The 18,705-nt window shown below is 62.6% G+C and carries 15 protein-coding genes; 12 read left to right on the plus strand and 3 right to left on the minus strand.

Going from position 1 to position 18,705, the window contains the following annotated elements; all coding sequences use genetic code 11:
• Positions 1-67: 67 nt before the first annotated feature.
• Both Q9451_RS25485 and edd read right to left on the minus strand, forming a co-directional pair.
• Positions 68-1,030 carry a glucokinase gene (locus Q9451_RS25485; protein ID WP_012270704.1) on the minus strand — a complete coding sequence of 321 codons (963 nt, stop codon included), beginning with the start codon at positions 1,028-1,030 and terminating at the stop codon, positions 68-70.
• A complete protein-coding gene (gene edd, locus Q9451_RS25490) occupies positions 1,027-2,853 on the minus strand; it encodes a phosphogluconate dehydratase (RefSeq protein WP_012270703.1) in 1,827 nt (608 codons plus the stop codon). The genes Q9451_RS25485 and edd overlap by 4 nt, the downstream gene beginning before the upstream one ends.
• Before the next feature lie 264 nt (positions 2,854-3,117).
• Between edd and gap the strand changes: the two genes are divergently transcribed.
• The 6 genes from gap (at position 3,118) to Q9451_RS25520 (ending at position 9,908) form a co-directional block, all read left to right on the plus strand.
• Complete coding sequence (gene gap, locus Q9451_RS25495) at positions 3,118-4,119, plus strand: type I glyceraldehyde-3-phosphate dehydrogenase (protein WP_012270702.1); 1,002 nt, start codon at positions 3,118-3,120, stop codon at positions 4,117-4,119.
• Positions 4,120-4,365: 246 nt separating this feature from the next.
• Positions 4,366-4,878 (plus strand): sigma-70 family RNA polymerase sigma factor, encoded by a 513-nt coding sequence (locus Q9451_RS25500; protein ID WP_012270701.1) that lies wholly within the window; start codon positions 4,366-4,368, stop codon positions 4,876-4,878.
• 87 nt (positions 4,879-4,965) lie between these two features.
• On the plus strand, positions 4,966-5,928 hold the full coding sequence (locus tag Q9451_RS25505) for a FecR domain-containing protein (RefSeq protein WP_012270700.1): 963 nt from the start codon (positions 4,966-4,968) through the stop codon (positions 5,926-5,928).
• Positions 5,929-6,054: 126 nt separating this feature from the next.
• Positions 6,055-8,643 (plus strand): TonB-dependent receptor, encoded by a 2,589-nt coding sequence (locus Q9451_RS25510; protein WP_012270699.1) that lies wholly within the window; start codon positions 6,055-6,057, stop codon positions 8,641-8,643.
• Positions 8,644-8,846: 203 nt separating this feature from the next.
• Complete coding sequence (locus tag Q9451_RS25515; RefSeq protein ID WP_012270698.1) at positions 8,847-9,440, plus strand: biliverdin-producing heme oxygenase; 594 nt, start codon at positions 8,847-8,849, stop codon at positions 9,438-9,440.
• A gap of 54 nt (positions 9,441-9,494) precedes the next feature.
• Positions 9,495-9,908, plus strand: coding sequence for a YbaN family protein (locus Q9451_RS25520; RefSeq protein ID WP_012270697.1), 414 nt, complete (start codon positions 9,495-9,497; stop codon positions 9,906-9,908).
• Here Q9451_RS25520 and arcD (Q9451_RS25525) read toward each other — a convergent pair.
• The gene (gene arcD / locus Q9451_RS25525; protein ID WP_012270696.1) at positions 9,888-11,315 is read right to left on the minus strand and encodes an arginine-ornithine antiporter; all 1,428 of its coding nucleotides are present in this window, start codon (positions 11,313-11,315) and stop codon (positions 9,888-9,890) included. The two genes, Q9451_RS25520 and arcD (Q9451_RS25525), sit on opposite strands and share 21 nt — an antisense overlap.
• Before the next feature lie 436 nt (positions 11,316-11,751).
• Between arcD (Q9451_RS25525) and arcD (Q9451_RS25530) the strand changes: the two genes are divergently transcribed.
• The 6 genes from arcD (Q9451_RS25530) (at position 11,752) to Q9451_RS25555 (ending at position 18,644) form a co-directional block, all read left to right on the plus strand.
• A complete protein-coding gene (gene arcD, locus Q9451_RS25530; protein WP_012270695.1) occupies positions 11,752-13,179 on the plus strand; it encodes an arginine-ornithine antiporter in 1,428 nt (475 codons plus the stop codon).
• 33 nt (positions 13,180-13,212) lie between these two features.
• Positions 13,213-14,472, plus strand: coding sequence for an arginine deiminase (arcA, locus tag Q9451_RS25535; protein WP_012270694.1), 1,260 nt, complete (start codon positions 13,213-13,215; stop codon positions 14,470-14,472).
• 69 nt (positions 14,473-14,541) lie between these two features.
• Positions 14,542-15,552, plus strand: coding sequence for an ornithine carbamoyltransferase (locus Q9451_RS25540; protein ID WP_012270693.1), 1,011 nt, complete (start codon positions 14,542-14,544; stop codon positions 15,550-15,552).
• 69 nt (positions 15,553-15,621) lie between these two features.
• Positions 15,622-16,551: a carbamate kinase gene (arcC, locus tag Q9451_RS25545; protein WP_012270692.1), complete on the plus strand. Its 930-nt coding sequence runs from the start codon at positions 15,622-15,624 to the stop codon at positions 16,549-16,551.
• Between the two features lie 56 nt (positions 16,552-16,607).
• A complete protein-coding gene (locus Q9451_RS25550; protein WP_012270691.1) occupies positions 16,608-16,976 on the plus strand; it encodes a DUF5064 family protein in 369 nt (122 codons plus the stop codon).
• 159 nt (positions 16,977-17,135) lie between these two features.
• Entirely contained in the window at positions 17,136-18,644 is a 1,509-nt protein-coding gene (locus Q9451_RS25555; protein WP_012270690.1) for a sigma-54-dependent transcriptional regulator, read from the plus strand.
• Positions 18,645-18,705: the final 61 nt, after the last annotated feature.

An 18,705-nucleotide genomic window follows, 5' to 3' on the forward strand; every position in this document is an offset into this window, starting at 1 on the left:
ACACACTGCGCGATCCCTGTAGGAGCGGCCTTGCGTCGCGATGGGCCGCGCAGCGGCCCCCTTACGCCTAGCTATGATCCAAAGCCTGCTGCAAGGCCACCCCGGCTCCCAGCAACCCGGAAAACTCGGCCGTCACCAGCCACACCGGCACGCCAGCAAAATAACCACTCATACAACCCTTGTCGGCAAAACTGGCGGCAAACCCGCTACGCAGGAACAACTCGGCGAAGCGCGGAATCACGCCGCCGACGATATAGACCCCACCTCGCGCGCCCAGCGTCAGCACATTGTTACCCGCCACGCGCCCAAGAAACCGGCAGAACTGCTCGACCACCGCCAGCGCTCGAGGCTCGCCGCCCAGTGCGGCATCGGTGACCTGCGCCGGGGTCTTGTGCCTGGGGGTGTCGCCGTCCAGTGCGCAGATCGCCTGGTACAACCGCACCAGGCCACCCCCACTGAGCACGGTCTCGGCGCTGACATGGCCAATCTGCCCATGGATGTGTTGGTGGATCGCCGCTTCGCGGGCATTGCCCACCGGCAGGTCAACATGCCCGCCTTCACCTGGCAGGGCTTGCCAGTGCTGCTCACCAAGGCGCAGCAGCGAGCCCACCCCCAGGCCTGTCCCTGGCCCGATCACCAGCGCCGGCCGCGAAGGGTCGGCCTGGCCGGGGCACACTTCGCGGAACTCCCCTTCGCGCAGGCGAGTCATGCCCAGCGCCATGGCAGTGAAATCGTTGATCAGCAACAGCTGATCGACCTGCAAGGTCTTGCAGAAGGCGGTGCGGCTCAGACGCCAATGGTTGTTGGTGAAGCGGAATTCGTCGCCATCGACCGGCCCAGCTACCGCCAGGCATACCGCCGCCAATCCACCGCGGGCGATGCCCTGGCCTTCGAGGTAAGCCTCAATGGCCTGCTCCGGGCTGGTGTAGTCTGCAGTGGCGAAAACCTTCACATCATGCAGCTGGTTGTCACGCCACAACGCAAAACGGGCATTGGTGCCGCCGATGTCGCCAACCAGCAGGTCTTTCATTTGAGGTTCTCCAGGGCCGAAGTGAACGCACTCGCGCCCTGCTCTGCCGGGCTGAACGCCATGCGCATGAAGCCGAACAGCTCGCGCCCGCAACCCAGGTCATTGCCCTGGGGCGCCGGCGGCAGATCGCGGCTGGCCAACTCTTCGGCCGAGACCATGACCCGCAAGGTACCTTCGACACCATCGACCCGCACGATATCACCATCGCGCACACGCGCCAGCGGGCCGCCGTCGTAAGCCTCGGGGCAAACGTGGATAGCCGCCGGGATCTTGCCCGAGGCACCGGACATACGCCCGTCTGTAACCAGCGCTACCTTGTAGCCACGGTCCTGCAGCACACCGAGGAATGGCGTTAGCTTGTGCAGCTCTGGCATGCCGTTGCAACGTGGCCCCTGGAAGCGCACCACGGCGACAAAGTCACGCTCAAGCTCACCGGCCTTGAACGCATCGGCCAGCGACTGCTGGTCCTGGAACACCCGCGCCGGGGCCTCGACCACCTGATGTTCGGCGGCGACGGCGGACACTTTCATCACGCCACGGCCCAGGTTGCCCTCCATCACCCGCAGGCCGCCTTCGGCGGAGAACGGCCGCGCCACCGGGCGCAGGATGCTCTCGTCCAGGCTCTGCTGCGGCCCTTCGCGCCACACCAGCTTGCCGTTGTCGAGGAACGGTTCCTGGGTGTAGCGACGCAAGCCGTGGCCGGCCACGGTATTGACATCCTCGTGCAGCAGCCCGGCGTCGAGCAGCTCGCGGATCAGGAAGGCCATGCCACCAGCCGCCTGGAAGTGGTTGATGTCGGCCTTGCCGTTGGGGTAGACGTGCGACAGGGTCGGCACCACTTCGGAAAGGTCGGCCATGTCCTGCCAGGTCAGCTGGATACCCGCAGCCTGGGCAATCGCTGGAATGTGCAGGGTGTGGTTGGTCGAGCCGCCGGTAGCGTGCAGGGCGACGATGGAGTTGACCAACGCTTTTTCGTCGACGATTTCACCCAGCGGCATGAAGCTGCCACTGGCCTTGGTCATGCGTGTCACCTGCTGCGCAGCCTCGGCGGTGAGTGCGTCGCGCAGCGGTGTGTACGGGTTGACGAACGAAGCGCCCGGCAGGTGCAGGCCCATTACCTCCATCACCAGTTGGTTGGTATTGGCGGTGCCGTAGAAGGTGCAGGTGCCTGGGCTGTGGTAGGAATTCATCTCCGACTCCAGCAGTTCCTCACGGCTGGCCTTGCCTTCGGCATAGCGCTGGCGCACGTCGGCCTTCTGCTTGTTGGAAATGCCGGACACCATTGGCCCACCCGGTACGAAAATGGTCGGCAAGTGGCCGAAACGCAGCGCGCCCATCATCAGGCCAGGAACGATCTTGTCGCATATGCCCAGCATCAGCGCGGCGTCGAACATGTTGTGCGACAGCGCGACAGCCGTGGACATGGCGATCACTTCGCGGCTGGCGATGGCCAGTTCCATGCCCGGCTCGCCCTGGGTCACACCGTCGCACATGGCCGGCACGCCACCGGCGAACTGGCCGACCGAGCCGACCTCACGCAGGGCCTGCTTGATTTGCTCGGGGAAATGCAGGTACGGCTGGTGGGCGGACAACATGTCGTTGTAGGCCGAGACGATAGCCACGTTGGCCGCGTTCATCAGGCGCAGCGTGTGCTTGTCTTCGCTGCCGCAACCGGCCACGCCGTGGGCGAAGTTGGCGCACTGCAGGCTGGCACGCATGGGGCCTTCACTGGCCGCGCCGCGAATCAGCTGCAGGTAACGTTCGCGGGTGGCACGGCTGCGTTCGACCAGCCGCTGGGTGACCTCAAGGATGCGCGGATGCATGTACTGGACTCCAGGCTAATTGTAAGGGCGGTTTACCGGGCATTTCCCCTCCAAACGATTGCGGCCTAGGCTCAAGGTGAGGAGCCCGCTGCATCGGTGGAGGCACGTCGCCCAACCACTCGTTGTATGTTTAAACAAAATACTGCCACTAAAAAGGCTTGTTTTCTATCGGCCAGTGAATAATCTTGTAATTCCAACAACAAAACCGTTTCAGTGAAGCTCCTTTGTGCCACAGGTTTCACTCGGACTGCCAGAGGTACTGCCATGACCCTTCGCATCGCCATCAATGGATTCGGCCGCATCGGGCGCAACGTCCTGCGCGCACTGTATACCCAAGGCTACCGCCAGGACCTGCAGGTCGTCGCCATCAACGACCTGGGCGACAGCGCCATGAATGCCCACCTGCTCAAGTACGACAGTGTGCACGGCACCTTCGACGCCAGTGTCGAGGCCGACCACGAGAGCCTGACGGTCAATGGTGACCGAATCGCGGTCAGTGCCATCCGCAACCCGGCCGAGCTGCCCTGGAAGGCCGAGGCGATCGACGTGGTGTTCGAGTGCACCGGGCTATTCACCGACCGCGCCAAGGCCGCTGCACACCTGGCCGCCGGGGCGGGCAAGGTGATTGTCTCGGCACCCGCCAAGGGTGCCGATGCCACCGTGGTGTACGGGGTCAACCACGACATCCTGCGGGCCTCGCACCAGGTCATTTCCAATGCCTCCTGCACCACCAACTGCCTGGCGCCGATCGCCCAGGTGCTGCACCGCGAGTTCGGCATCGAACAAGGCCTGATGACCACCATTCACGCCTACACCAATGACCAGGTGCTGACCGACATGTACCACAGCGACCCATATCGCGCGCGTTCGGCCACCCAGTCGATGATCCCGAGCAAGACTGGCGCCGCCGAGGCCGTCGGCCTGGTGCTGCCAGAGCTGGCCGGCAAATTGACCGGCATGGCGGTGCGGGTACCGGTCATCAACGTGTCGCTGGTGGACCTCACCGTCAACCTCAAGCGCGAGGCCACCGCCGAGCAGGTCAACCAGCTGTTCCTTGAAGCCAGCAAGCATTCCAAGGTATTGGGCTACAACGCCTTGCCATTGGTTTCCTGCGATTTCAACCACAACCCGCTGTCGTCCATTTTCGATGCCAACCATACCCGGGCCAATGGGCGCATGCTCAAGGTGCTGGCCTGGTATGACAACGAGTGGGGGTTCAGCAACCGGATGCTGGATAACTGCTTGGCGCTGAGCAACGCCCGCTAAGATTTGACACACGCCCTGTAGGAGCGGCCTTGTGTCGCGATGGGCCGCAAGGCGGCCCCGACAATTGGTGCTGGAGCCGAGATTTCGGGGCTGCTGCGCAGCCCATCGCGACACAAGGCCGCTCCTACAAGGGACCGCGCAGCGACGGAGCTCTCACAATCTTTACCTTTTCCTAACATTTCACCACTTGACCTACGACACAGATGATAAGCATTATCATTAACCTTTCGTCGGCCAGGTTTCCCCGTGAGTCAGTCCCGGTTCAACTCCGTCTTCCTCGTCCAGCGCCTTACCCTGCTGCGTACCCTGCAGCGCATGGTCGGCAACCCCAGCACGGCCGAAGACCTGCTGCAGGAAACCTACCTGCGGGTATCCCGTGCCCTGGGCGAGCGGCCCATCGAGCACATCGAGCCGTTCGTGTTCCAGACCGCGCGCAACCTGGCGCTGGACCACCTGCGCGCACGCCGGGTGCAGGCGCGCATGCTGGTCGACGATGTGCCCGACGAAGTGCTGCACAGCGTAGCCGCTCCCGCCACCAGCAGCGAGGATGCCGCCCATGCCGAGCAGTTGCTCAAGCACCTGAGCATCAGCCTCAATCAGCTAAGCGAGCGCCAGCAACGCATTTTCATCCTCAGCCGCCTGCATGGCGCCACCTACCTGGAAATTGCCGAACAACTGAGTGTTTCGCCCAGCACGGTACAAAAGGAATTGAAACTGATCATGGCGATCTGCATGGGTGTTGCCGAGCGCCTCAAGTGAGCTGAGCGCAGGCGAACGGCAACGCAAAGCCCTTGCCACACCCCGCCTTAGCCTTGATCATTCGCAAAAACCATTCAAGGATTCACCGTGACCGACAGCCCTGCCCCTCGCCCGTCACCTGCCGGGCCCAGTGCCCGTGCTCGTGCCATGGACGAGGCGCTGGACTGGCTGGTACGCCTGCAATGCGCAGATGCCGCAGACACCCAGGCCTTTGAAGCCTGGCTGAGCGCCGCGCCGGAGAACGCCGAGGCCTATGTCGAGGCAGAGGCATTGTGGAACGGTACGCCGTTGCACCAGGCGGCCACGCAGATGCACCAGCAGCAACGCCGCTCATGGCGTGGGCGCCTGCGCAGCCACTGGAAACCCCTGGCCACCGCCGCGGTGCTGCTGGTGGGGCTGTTCACCGTCGGTAACCTGCCCATGCGCCTGCAGGCGGATCACCTGACCGTGGTGGGCGAACGCCAGCGCCTGCAACTGGACGACGGCGCAAAAGTGCTGCTCAACACCAATTCGGCCTTTGCCAACGACCGCCGGGACGGCCGCCAGGTCGCCCGCCTGTTACAAGGCGAGGCGTACTTCCAGGTACCGGAGGGCGCGCTGTTGCCGCTGGAGGTGCAGGCAGGGCCTGTGCGCGCCCAGGTGCGCGACACCGATTTTGCCGTGCGCTACCTCGACGGCGAGGCCCAGGTGCGGGTGCAACGCGGCGATGTCGACCTGCAAGGCGCACGTGACCAGCGTATCCGCCTGAGTGCCGGCGACAGCATCAGCGTCGGCCCGCAAGGCTTTGGCCAGCGCCAGCGCCCCGACATGCAAAAGGACCTGGCCTGGATCGATGGCCGCCTGGTGTTCGAGAACTGCCCTTTGAGCCAGGTGCTGGCCGAAGTGCGGCGTTACTACCCAGGCTGGATCATCAACCGCAATGCACAGCTGGAAGACGTTGCCGTCACCGGAAACTACCGCCTCGACCAGCCGCTGGAAACCCTGCGCGCGCTGGCCCACATCACCTCGGCACAGCTGCATGAGTACCCGGCGCTGGTCATTCTGAACTGACCCTGAAATTATTTTTACGCGGTCGTGCTACCCCGCTCGTCTCGTTATAGCCAATGCAACTGATTCTTGTTTGAAAACGAGAACAGTCATCACCTATAACAGTCCGCGCGTCTGGGAGCGCTTCCGATGTCCACTGGTCCTACCCGCTCGTCCACCCTTCCCCGCCGTACAGGGCAACTGTCCCTATTGACCCTGGCCCTGCTTGCCAGCGGTGCCTGCAGCCTCCCGGCGCTGGCCGCCGAGCCGGCCCAGGCCAGCAGCCCGCGCATGGGCGACTATCGCTTCAGCATCGGCCAGCAGCCCCTGGTGTCGGCGATCAACGCCTTCAGCCAGGTCACCGGCTGGCAGGTCGGCTTCAGCGCCGAGCTGGCCGACGGCGTGGCCTCGCCTGGGGTACAGGGTTCGCTGCCGCCAGATGCCGCACTCAAGCGCCTGCTGCATGGAACGGGCCTGAGCTTTCGCAAGATCAGCAACGGCAACGTGGTTCTTGAGCGCCAGACCGTCGGTAACGTGATCGCTTTGCAGCAGGTGACCGTCAGCGCCACCCGTAGCGCCCAGGACGTCAGCCAGGTGCCGAGCACGGTCAGCGTGCAGACCCGCGAGCAACTGGACCGGCAAAACGTCAACAACATCCAGGACCTGGTGCGTTACGAGCCGGGGGTGTCGGTGGCAGGTACCGGCCAGCGCAGCGGCCTGAACGGCTACAACATCCGGGGTATCGACGGCGAGCGGATCCTCACCCAGGTTGACGGCGTATCGATCCCGGATAGCTTCTTCTACGGCCCCTATGCCCAGACCCAACGCAACTACGTCGACCCAGAAATCGTCAAGCGCGTGGAAATCCTCCGCGGCCCGGCCTCGGTGCTGTACGGCAGCAACGCCATCGGCGGCGCGGTCAGCTACTTCACCCTCGACCCGGACGACATCATCAAGCCTGGCAAAGACGTGGGTGCACGCCTGAAAACCGGTTACAGCTCGGCTGACGAAAGCTGGCTGACCTCCGCCACCGTCGCCGGCCGCGAGGGTGATTTCGATGGCCTGCTGCACCTGAGCCAGCGCAACGGCCACGAGACTGAAACCCACGGCAGCCACAGCGGTGCCGGCCTGTCGCGCACCGAAGCCAATCCAATGGATGTGCGCACCACCAACGTGCTGGCCAAGCTGGGCTGGAACTACGCCGATGACGCGCGCCTGGGCTTCACCTACGAACGCTACAAGGATGACCGCGACCAGAACATCCTCAGCGCGGTGGGCGGGCCGTTCATTCCGGGCTTTGGCGGCATGGGCTACTACAAGGCGCGCAATGGCAACGACACCATCACCCGCGAGCGCTTTGGCATCAACCATGAGTTCGGCCTGGATTCGCTGGTCGCCGACCACGTCAAGTGGAGCCTGAACTACCAGATCGCCAAGACCGACCAGCACACCGAAGAAGTCTACGCACCGCCTGGCCGCCAGGTGCTGCGTACCCGCGACACCACCTACAAGGACCGCCAGTGGGTGTTCGACGCCCAGCTGGACAAGGCCTTCAGCATCGGCGCCACCGACCATCTGCTGACCTATGGCACCACGATCAAGCACGAGAAAATCACCGGGTCCCGCAGCGGCACCGGCACCTGCCTGACCGTGGGCTCCGGTTGCTCCGCCGCTGGCGCCGAACGCCCGGCAGACGGCCAGGTTCTGGTCAGCGACTTCCCGGACCCGACCGTAAACACCTACAGCCTGTTCGTGCAGGATGAAATCCGCTGGAACAACTGGACCTTCATGCCCGGTGCGCGCTACGACTACACGCGCATGGAACCCAAGTTCACCGACGAATTCCTGCGCGGCCTGGAGTCCACCGGCACGGCACCCACCTCCCAGGACGACTCGGACAAGAAGTGGCACCGTGTGTCGCCCAAGCTCGGCGTGACCTACGCCTTCAACGACAACTACACCTGGTATGGCCAGTACGCCGAAGGCTTCCGCACCCCGACCGCCAAGGCCATGTACGGAAAATTCGTCAACCTTGAGGAAGGTTACCGCGTAGAAGGCAACCCCGGCCTGGAACCAGAAAAGAGCAAAAGCTACGAAACCGGCCTGCGTGGCAACTTCGACGCGGGTAACTTCGACGTGGCGGTGTTCTACAACAAGTACCGCGACTTCATCGACGAAGACGCCGTGCAAAGCGCCAACCTGGAACAGACCTTCCAGGCCAACAACATCAAGCACGCCACCATCAAGGGTGCCGAGGTCAAGGGCCGCCTGAACCTGGACCACTTCGGCGCACCGCAGGGCCTCTATACCCAGGGCTCGATTGCCTACACCTATGGTCGTAACGATGACACCGGTGAACCGCTGAACAGCGTCAACCCGCTGAAGGGCGTATTCGGCCTGGGTTACGAGCAGCAGAACTACGGCGGCCTGCTGAGCTGGACACTGGTCAAGCGCAAGACCCGTGTCGACGACTCCAGCTTCTACTCCCCCGACGGTTCGAGCTCGAAGTTCCGCACCCCGGGCTACGGCGTGCTGGACCTGACCGGCTTCTACAAGGTTACCGACGACGTGACCATCAACGCCGGCCTGTACAACCTCACCGACAAGAAATACTGGCAGTGGGATTCGGTACGCAGCTACGACGGCCAGGGTGAGGCAGCTGTGACCCAGCCAGCCAACATCGACCGCTTGACCATGCCAGGGCGCAACTTCGGTATCAATGTGGTTTGGGATATCTGATCCCTCACGCCTGTACCGGCCTCTTCGCGGGTAAACCCGCTCCCACAGGTATTGCGCAGGCCTTGGGCCCTGTGATGTTCCTGTGGGAGCGGGTTCACCCGCGAAGAGGCCGGTACAGGCAACACAAATACTGGCTTTTTTTACTGTCCCGCCCCCGCTGTTTCGTCTTGTATCTAGACGCCCCTTTTTCCAAGGACTGCCCCATGACCGAACGCCCAGCCCTGCGCTCCCAGCGCCTGAACCAGATCACCCACGCCCCGCACGCCGAGCTGGATGTCCTGGTCAAATCCCACGCGCCCTTCGACAGCCGCGAAAGCTTCGCCCGTTTTGTCGTTGCCCAGTACCTGTTCCAATCCGAGCTGCAGGCGCTGTACAACGACCCACAACTGATCGCCATCGTCCCCGACCTGGCCGAGCGCTGCCGCGCAGACCAGGCCCGTCTCGACCTCGCTGACCTCGACACCGAAGTGCCGGCCGCCGTGCCAGGTGCCGTGGGCAACCCAAGCCTGGGCGAGGCAATGGGCTGGATCTTCGTCTCCGAAGGCTCCAAACTGGGCGCTGCGTTTCTGATCAAGCGTGCCGTGGCCCTGGAACTGTCCGACAGCTTCGGTGCCCGCCACTTGGGCGAGCCAGCCGGTGGCCGTGCCGAAGGCTGGAAGCAGTTCACCCGCATCCTTGATGGGCTGGAACTCTCGGCCGAAGAGGAAGCCGCTGCCGAGCGCGGTGCGGTTGCCGCTTTCGAGCGTTTCACCGAGCTGCTCAAGCACGCCTATGCCGCGGATGCCGCGCTGGTTTGATACGCCGTAGCCGGCCACCCCTCCGGTGGCCGAACCGTTTTATGCAGTGAGAACATGACCCAACCAGCCCGCTCGAAACTCGCCCGCCTGTTGTATGGAATCCTGGCTTACGTGAGCCTCGGAGTGGGCCTGGTCGCCATCGTGATTCCCGGCTTGCCGACCACCGAGTTCATCCTGCTGGCCGCCTGGGCCGCCACGCGCAGCTCACCGCGCCTTTCGGCCTGGCTGGAGAACCACCGGTTGTTCGGGCCGATCCTGTACAACTGGCGCAACGGCAAGGTGATCCAGCGCCGGGCCAAGGTCAGCGCGACCCTCAGCATGCTGCTGTGCGCCGGGCTGATGCTGACCTTCCTTGAACACCACTGGCCAGTGTTCCTGGCTATCGCCGGCATGACCCTGGGCAACCTGTGGATCTGGTCGCGCCCGGAGCACGCCTGCCCCGCCCCATCACAAGCTCAGCAGCCCTGAATACAAGGCGTAGGCCGCCAGCGCAGCGCCCACCAGCACAGCGGCGAAAATCAGTTTTTCCCAGCTAGTGAACAGGGTCTGGCCTTGCTCATGCTTGGCCCTGGCGAACAGGATCACACCTGGGGCGTACAGCAGCGCCGACAGCAACAGGTACTTGAGCCCGCCCGCATACAGCAGCCACACGGCATACAGCAAGGCAACCAGCGCCACCAGCAAGTCCTTGCGCCGCAACCCCGGCTGCCCGGCATAGGTTTCTGCGCGCACCGCCAGCAGCACGGCATAGGCCGCCGACCACAGGTAGGGCACCAGGATCATCGACGAGGCCAGGTAGATGAGGCTGGTGTAGGTACCGGCCGAGAACAGCGTAATCAGCAGGAACCCCTGGATCATGCAGTTGGTCAGCCAAAGGGCGTTGGCTGGCACATGGTTGGCGTTTTCCTTGGCTAGAAAGCGCGGCATGGTCTTGTCCCGCGCCGTGGCAAACAGGATCTCGGCACACAGCAGCGCCCACGAAAGCAAGGCGCCGAGCAGCGAGACTGCCAGGCCGAGACTGATCAGCAAGGCGCCCCAGGGGCCGACAATATGCTCCAGCACCGAGGCCAGCGAGGGGTTCTGCAGCCCGGCCAACTCCGGCTGGGTCATCACCCCCAGCGACAACACGTTGACCAGCACCAGCAGCGCAAGTACACCGAGAAAGCCGATGACCGTGGCCTTACCCACGTCAGAACGACGCTCGGCGCGCCCGGAATACACGCTGGCGCCCTCGATGCCGATGAATACGAACACGGTCACCAGCATCATGTTGCGCACCTGCTCCAGCACGCTGCCGAACTGCGGGTTGCTGAGGCCCCAGATATCCCGGGTGAAGATATCGGCGCGGAATGCGAATGCCGCGATCACCACAAAGATCAACAGCGGCACCACCTTGGCTACCGTGGTCACCTGGTTGATGAACGCGGCTTCCTTGATGCCTCGCAGCACCAGGAAATGCACAGACCACAGCAACAGCGAGGCGCAGCCGATGGCAATGGGCGTGTTGCCTTCGCCGAAAACGGGAAAGTAGAAGCCCAGGGTGCTGAACAGCAGTACGAAATAACCAACGTTACCCAGCCAGGCACTGATCCAGTAGCCCCAGGCCGAGGAAAAGCCCATGTACTCGCCGAAACCGGCCTTGGCATAAGCGTACACCCCTGAGTCCAGCTCGGGCTTGCGGTTGGCCAAGGTCTGGAACACGAAGGCCAGGGCCAGCATGCCAACCGCGGTGATCCCCCAGCCGATCAACACAGCCCCCACATCGGCGCGCGCGGCCATGTTCTGCGGCAGCGAGAAGATCCCGCCACCGATCATCGAGCCGACCACCAGCGCGATCAGCGCGCCCAGGCGCAGCTTCTGTCCCGGTTCGCTCATGAGCCTCCCTTTTTTCAAGCCCTGTCATGCATTTGTAACCGCTTTGCGGGCCATATAAATGTTGTTACTTATACTGTAGACGCGGGTTAAACCTATAGCACTAATAACTGCTTTGTCTATGCAGCCCTTCTCTCAAAATTAGCAGCAGTACGGCAACTAGAAAAGAAACTGATAAAACTCAAAATTCTTGTGAAAAATTTGCGAAAGCGGCAAAAGCGGCTAGTTTCAAGCTTCGCAGGCTGAACAGAGCGTTTGCTCTAGAAGGACATGGAGGTGCCAGCGCGCAAGGCCTGCAGCTTAAGCTGTCGGCACTCTCCAGGAGCACCCGTGAAGGAAATTTCCTACCTTCACATCGCCTTAAACTGACGCAAGTCAGGTTACGGCAAAGGCGTCGGATCTATTCTGTCGTCAACTTTCTCCTGGCAGGAGTTGTTAAATGTCTGATTCATCCGGAAAACTAAAGCTTGGTGCGTTAGTTGCACTTGTCGTCGGGTCGATGATTGGTGGCGGGATCTTCTCGCTGCCGCAAAACATGGCCGCCAGCGCAGGGGTTGGCGCGGTGTTGATCGGTTGGGGCATCACCGCGGTCGGCATGCTGACCCTGGCGTTCGTGTTCCAGACCTTGGCCAACCGCAAGCCTGATCTGGATGGCGGGGTATATGCCTACGCCAAGGCCGGTTTTGGCGACTACATGGGCTTCTCCTCAGCCTGGGGCTACTGGATCAGTGCCTGGCTGGGCAACGTCGGCTACTTCGTGCTGTTGTTCAGCACCTTGGGCTACTTCTTCCCAATCTTCGGTGAAGGCAACACGCCGGCCGCCATCATTGGCGCGTCGATCCTGTTGTGGGCCGTGCACTTCCTGGTATTGCGCGGTATCAAGGAGGCAGCGTTCATCAACCTGGTCACCACCGTGGCCAAAGTGGTGCCGCTGGTGCTGTTCGCCCTGATCTGCCTGTTCGCCTTCAGGCTCGATATCTTCACCGCCGACATCTGGGCCGTAGGCACACCAGAGCTTGGCAGCGTGATGAACCAGGTGCGCAACATGATGCTGGTCACCGTGTGGGTGTTCATCGGCATCGAGGGCGCGAGCATTTTCTCGTCCCGGGCGGAAAAACGCTCTGACGTGGGTAAGGCCACGGTCATCGGCTTCGTTACCGTGCTGCTGTTCCTGGTGCTGGTCAACGTGCTGTCGCTGGGCATCATGACCCAACCAGAGCTGGCCAAGCTGCAGAACCCGTCGATGGCCGCCGTGCTGGAACATGTGGTCGGCCACTGGGGCGCGGTGCTGATCAGCGTCGGCCTGATCATCTCGCTGCTGGGGGCCCTGCTGTCGTGGGTGCTGCTGTGCGCCGAGATCATGTTCGCCGCCGCCAAGGACCACACCATGCCGGAGTTCCTGCGCCGCGAGAACGCCAACCAGGTACCGGCCAACGCCCTGTGGCTGACCAACGCCATGGTGCAGATCTTCCTGGTGATCACGCTGTTCTCCAACAGCACCTACCTGTCGCTGATCTACCTCGCCACCTCGATGATCCTGGTGCCCTACCTGTGGTCGGCGGCCTACGCCTTCCTGCTGGCACTGCGCAGCGAAACCTACGAACAGGCCCTGGCCGAGCGCAAGAAAGACCTGATCATCGGCGGTATCGCCTTGTTGTACGCCGTCTGGCTGCTGTACGCCGGCGGTGTGAAATACCTGCTGCTCTCGGCCCTGCTCTACGCACCTGGCGCCATCCTGTTCGCCAAGGCCAAGCGTGAGGTAGGCCAACCTGTCTTCACCAACGTGGAAAAACTGATCTTCGCAGCCGTGGTCGTCGGCGCCCTGGTGGCAGCCTTTGGCCTGTACGACGGCTTCCTGACCCTTTGACCCACGTTTTCGTTCAATTGGAGGAATGAAACCATGTCCGCTGAAAAACAGAAGTACGGTGTCCACTCCGAAGCCGGCAAACTGCGCAAAGTGATGGTTTGCGCCCCGGGCTTGGCGCACAAGCGCCTGACGCCGAGCAACTGCGACGAACTGCTGTTCGACGATGTGATCTGGGTCGACCAGGCCAAGCGTGACCATTTCGACTTCGTCACCAAGATGCGCGAGCGTGGCGTGGATGTGCTGGAAATGCACAACCTGTTGACCGACATCGTGCAGAACAAAGAGGCCCTGAAGTGGATCCTCGACCGCAAGATCACCCCCGACACCGTCGGCGTGGGGCTGACCAACGAAGTGCGCAGCTGGCTCGAAGGCCTTGACCCGCGTCACCTGGCCGAATTCCTGATCGGTGGTGTGGCGGGCCAGGACCTGCCACAGAGCGAAGGCGCCGATGTGGTCAAGATGTACAACGACTACCTGGGCCACTCCAGCTTCATCCTGCCGCCACTGCCCAACACCCAGTTCACCCGCGACACCACCTGCTGGATCTACGGCGGCGTCACGCTGAACCCGATGTACTGGCCGGCGCGCCGCCAGGAAACCCTGCTGACCACCGCCATCTACAAGTTCCACAAGGAATTCACCGGCGCTGACTTCCAGGTGTGGTACGGCGACCCGGACAAGGACCACGGCAATGCCACCCTCGAAGGCGGTGACGTGATGCCGATCGGCAATGGCATCGTGCTCATCGGCATGGGCGAGCGCACCTCGCGCCAGGCCATTGGCCAACTGGCGCAGAACCTGTTCGCCAAGGGCGCCGTCAAGGAAGTGATCGTTGCCGGCCTGCCGAAGTCCCGCGCCGCCATGCACCTGGACACCGTGTTCAGCTTCTGCGACCGCGACCTGGTCACGGTCTTCCCGGAAGTGGTGAAAGAGATCGTGCCATTCATCATCCGCCCGGACGAAAGCAAGCCTTACGGCATGGATGTGCGCCGTATCAACAAGTCGTTCATCGAAGTGGTCGGCGAGCAGCTTGGCCTCAAGGGTGGCCTGCGCGTGGTCGAAACAGGCGGCAACAGCTTCGCCGCCGAGCGCGAACAGTGGGATGACGGCAACAACGTGGTGGCCATCGAGCCCGGCGTGGTCATCGGCTACGACCGCAACACCTACACCAACACCCTGCTGCGCAAGGCCGGCATCGAGGTCATCACCATCAGCGCCGGCGAACTGGGCCGGGGCCGGGGCGGCGGCCACTGCATGACCTGCCCGATTGTGCGCGACCCGATCGACTACTAACGACCATTACGCCCGGCCGCACCCACAAAGTGGCGGCCGGGACATCACCGGACTCAAGGAGAAACTGTCATGGCGTTCAACATTCACAACCGCAACCTGCTCAGCCTGGAACACCACACCACGCGCGAGTTGCGCTACCTGCTGGACCTGTCCCGCGACCTCAAGCGCGCCAAGTACACCGGCACCGAACAGCAGCACCTGAAGGGCAACAACATTGCCCTGATCTTCGAAAAAACCTCCACCCGTACCCGCTGCGCGTTCGAAGTGGCCGCCTATGACCAGGGCGCCAACGTTACCTATATCGACCCAAACTCTTCGCAGATCGGTCACAAGGAGAGCATGAAGGACACTGCCCGTGTGCTCGGGCGCATGTACGACGCCATCGAATACCGTGGCTTCAAGCAGGAAATCGTCGAAGAGCTGGCCAAGTTCGCCGGCGTACCGGTGTTCAACGGCCTGACCGACGAATATCACCCGACGCAGATGATCGCCGACGTGCTGACCATGCGCGAACACAGCGACAAGCCGCTGCACGACATCAGCTACGCCTACCTGGGCGACGCCCGCAACAACATGGGCAACTCGCTGCTGTTGATTGGCGCCAAGCTTGGCATGGATGTGCGCATCGCCGCGCCCAAGGCGCTGTGGCCACACGACGACCTGGTCGAACGCTGCAAGAAGTACGCTGAAGAAAGCGGCGCGCGCATCACCCTCACCGAAGATCCGAAAGCCGCGGTCAAGGGTGTGGACTTCGTGCATACCGACGTGTGGGTATCGATGGGTGAGCCGATCGAGGCCTGGGGTGAGCGCATCAAGCAGCTCAAGCCTTATCAGGTGAATGCCGAACTGATGAAGTCCACCGGCAACCCACGGACCAAGTTCATGCACTGCCTGCCGGCGTTCCACAACTCCGAAACCAAGGTCGGCAAGCAGATCGCCGAACAGTACCCAGACCTGGCCAACGGTATCGAAGTGACCGACGACGTGTTCGAGTCACCCGCCTGCATCGCCTTCGAGCAGGCGGAAAACCGCATGCACACGATCAAGGCGATTCTGGTTTCGACCCTGGCTGACCTCTGACGGCGTACCTCGCCCTCCTTGTGGGGGGCGAGGTGTACCCCTCTTCTGCAAATGCAAAGGACATTCCCCATGCGTATCGTTGTTGCATTGGGCGGCAACGCCCTGCTGCGTCGCGGCGAGCCCATGACCGCTGACAACCAGCGCGCCAATATCCGCACCGCCACCGAACAGATCGCCAAGATTCACCCCGGTAACGAGCTGGTCATCGCCCACGGCAACGGCCCGCAAGTCGGCCTGCTGTCGCTGCAGGCCCTTTCCTACAAGCCGGACGAAGCCTACCCACTGGACGTGCTGGGTGCCGAAACCGAAGGCATGATCGGCTACATGATCGAACAGGAACTGGGCAACCTGCTGGCCTTCGAGGTGCCGTTCGCCACCTTGCTGACTCAGGTGGAAGTGGACGCCAACGACCCAGCGTTCAAGGACCCGACCAAGTTCATCGGCCCGGTCTACAGCAAGGAAGAAGCCGAGCGCCTGGCCAAGGAAAAGGGCTGGGTAGTCAAGGCCGACGGCGACAAGTACCGCCGCGTGGTGGCCAGCCCGAAACCCAAGCGCATCTTCGAAATTCGCCCGATCAAGTGGCTGCTGGAAAAGAGCAGTATCGTGATTTGCGCCGGCGGTGGCGGCATCCCCACCATGTACGATGAAAACCGCAAGCTCAAAGGCATCGAGGCGGTGATCGACAAAGACCTGTGCTCGGCGCTGCTGGCCGAACAATTGGAAGCCGACCTTCTGATAATCGCCACCGACGTCGATGCAGCCTACATTGACTGGGGCAAGCCAACGCAGAAAGCCATTGCCCAGGCCCACCCGGACGAACTCGAACGCTTGGGCTTCGCTGCCGGCTCCATGGGGCCGAAGGTTCAAGCAGCCAGTGATTTCGCCCGCAATACCGGCAAGGTCGCCGTGATCAGCTCGCTGGAAAACATCGAGGACATCGTCAAGGGCACCGCCGGCACTCGGGTTTCTACCGAGAAGCCTGGGATCAGCTACCGTTGAATGCAGTCGGCGGGCTCACGGGGCCCGCCATTTTCGACCTTCCAAAGGAGCTAACCATGGCCCAGTACCACCCCGGTCATGTACACATCGAGCGCACTGCGCTGAACAATGCCGACCACAGCTACGACCTGAACATCGAGTACGAGGCCGTGTCGGACCCCAGGGAAGGCAGAGGCATTCAATTCCACATGCATGGCAGCATCGAAGGCAAACCGGTGGAAGAAAAGTTCTTCCTCCCCAAGGACCAGGTACTGCCCAGTTTCCTCATGCTGCTGACCCGCAAGGCCCAGTCGTACCTGGCGCCGCCAAAGAAGTTCGAGACCCTGAGTTCGCCACACAAGCTCTATGACTATATGTTCGCGGACATCCGCGAAAAGCTCGATGTGAAATCGGGCGACCCGATCAAACCTGAACATCTCGAGTGATTTCAGCATTTTGCGGCTGCTTTGCAGCCCAAGGCCGCTCCCACAACTGAATGCGTAAACGTTGTGGGAGTGGCCTAGTGTCGCGATAGGGCCGCAAAGCGGCCCCGGCGATGTTAAGGCATACTACCGCCCTCCCCGGCCACCACCTTTCGCCTCCCCATGCGCATCCACGTCAGCTTCATCGACCGCGTCGGCATCACCCAGGAAGTCCTCGCCCTGCTCGGTGCCCGCAACCTCAACCTGGACGCCGTGGAGATGGTCCCGCCGAACGTCTACATCGACGCCCCCACCCTCAGCCCCGCCGTGCTCGAAGAACTGCATGACGCGCTGTTCGAAGTACACGGCGTGCAGTCGGTGGACGTGGTCGACATCCTCCCCGGCCAGCGTCGCCACCTGCAACTCGATGCCCTGCTAGCGGCCATGAGCGACCCGGTGCTGGCGGTGGACAGCGCAGGCCTGGTGTTGCTGGCCAACCCGGCGCTGATCGAACTGTGCGGCCGTGAATCCGCCGGGCGCTCGGTGGATGAACTGTTTGGCGACCCTGCACTGCTGCAGGCCCTGCTGGACAACAACTTCCACCTGCCTATGCGCGAAATGCAGTTGAACGGCCAGAGCCTGCTGCTGGACGCCATGCCGATCACCAACGCCGGTGGCCTGCTGACGCTGTACCCACCTTCGCGCATGGGCGAACGCCTGTCGGCCCTGCACCACGACCACGCCGAAGGCTTCGATGCCTTGCTTGGCGAGTCGCCGGTCATACGCACCCTGAAGGCCCGCGCCCTGCGCGTGGCAGCGCTTGATGCGCCACTGCTGGTACATGGTGAAACCGGCACGGGTAAAGAGCTGGTCGCCCGCGCCTGCCATGCCATCAGCAGCCGCCATGCGGCACCGTTCCTGGCACTGAATTGCGCCGCGCTGCCCGAGAGCCTGGCCGAGAGCGAGTTGTTCGGTTACGCCCCCGGCGCCTTCACCGGCGCGCAACGCGGTGGCAAGCCCGGGCTGATGGAGTTGGCCAATCAGGGCACGGTGTTCCTTGATGAAATTGGCGAAATGTCACCGTACCTGCAGGCCAAGCTGCTGCGCTTTCTCAGCGACGGCAGCTTCCGCCGGGTGGGCGGTGACCGCGAGGTGAAGGTGGATGTGCGCATCATCAGCGCCACCCACCGCGACCTGGAGCGCATGGTTGCCGAAGGTAGCTTCCGCGAAGACCTGTTCTACCGCCTGAACGTGCTCAACCTGCAGGTGCCGCCACTGCGCGACCGTGGCCAGGACATCCTGATGCTGGCGCACTTCTTCATGCAGCAGGCTTGCACGCAGATCCAGCGCCCAGCCTGCCGGCTGACTCCGGCCACCCATTCGGCACTGCTGGCCAACCCTTGGCCGGGCAATGTGCGTCAGTTGCAGAACGTGATTTTCCGCGCGGCGGCCATCTGCGAGAGCAACCTGGTGGACATCGGCGACCTGGACATTGCGGGGACCTCGGTGGCACGCGGGCAAGAGGGTGAAGTGGCCAGCCTGGAACAGGCCGTGGGAGATTTCGAACGCGAACTGTTGCAGCGCCTATATGCCAGTTACCCATCGACGCGGCAACTGGCCGGGCGCTTGCAAACTTCGCATACCGCCATCGCCCAGCGCTTGCGCAAATATGGAATACCCGGCAAACCCTGATAGTTATCGTCAAAACTGGCGGATGGTTCAGACTTTTCCTAACCGCGCAGCCGCAATTGAC

The organism is Pseudomonas sp. NY8896 (genome assembly GCF_039634505.1).

Excerpts from the sequence above, each read along its gene's own strand:
- Q9451_RS25485 (WP_012270704.1), bottom strand. The coding sequence starts at position 1,030 with ATGAAAGACCTGCTGGTTGGCGACATCGGCGGCACCAATGCCCGTTTT.
- edd (WP_012270703.1), bottom strand. The coding sequence starts at position 2,853 with ATGCATCCGCGCATCCTTGAGGTCACCCAGCGGCTGGTCGAACGCAGC.
- gap (WP_012270702.1), top strand. The coding sequence starts at position 3,118 with ATGACCCTTCGCATCGCCATCAATGGATTCGGCCGCATCGGGCGCAAC.
- Q9451_RS25510 (WP_012270699.1), top strand. The coding sequence starts at position 6,055 with ATGTCCACTGGTCCTACCCGCTCGTCCACCCTTCCCCGCCGTACAGGG.
- Q9451_RS25515 (WP_012270698.1), top strand. The coding sequence starts at position 8,847 with ATGACCGAACGCCCAGCCCTGCGCTCCCAGCGCCTGAACCAGATCACC.
- Q9451_RS25520 (WP_012270697.1), top strand. The coding sequence starts at position 9,495 with ATGACCCAACCAGCCCGCTCGAAACTCGCCCGCCTGTTGTATGGAATC.
- arcD (WP_012270696.1), bottom strand. The coding sequence starts at position 11,315 with ATGAGCGAACCGGGACAGAAGCTGCGCCTGGGCGCGCTGATCGCGCTG.
- arcD (WP_012270695.1), top strand. The coding sequence starts at position 11,752 with ATGTCTGATTCATCCGGAAAACTAAAGCTTGGTGCGTTAGTTGCACTT.
- arcA (WP_012270694.1), top strand. The coding sequence starts at position 13,213 with ATGTCCGCTGAAAAACAGAAGTACGGTGTCCACTCCGAAGCCGGCAAA.
- Q9451_RS25540 (WP_012270693.1), top strand. The coding sequence starts at position 14,542 with ATGGCGTTCAACATTCACAACCGCAACCTGCTCAGCCTGGAACACCAC.
- arcC (WP_012270692.1), top strand. The coding sequence starts at position 15,622 with ATGCGTATCGTTGTTGCATTGGGCGGCAACGCCCTGCTGCGTCGCGGC.
- Q9451_RS25550 (WP_012270691.1), top strand. The coding sequence starts at position 16,608 with ATGGCCCAGTACCACCCCGGTCATGTACACATCGAGCGCACTGCGCTG.
- Q9451_RS25555 (WP_012270690.1), top strand. The coding sequence starts at position 17,136 with ATGCGCATCCACGTCAGCTTCATCGACCGCGTCGGCATCACCCAGGAA.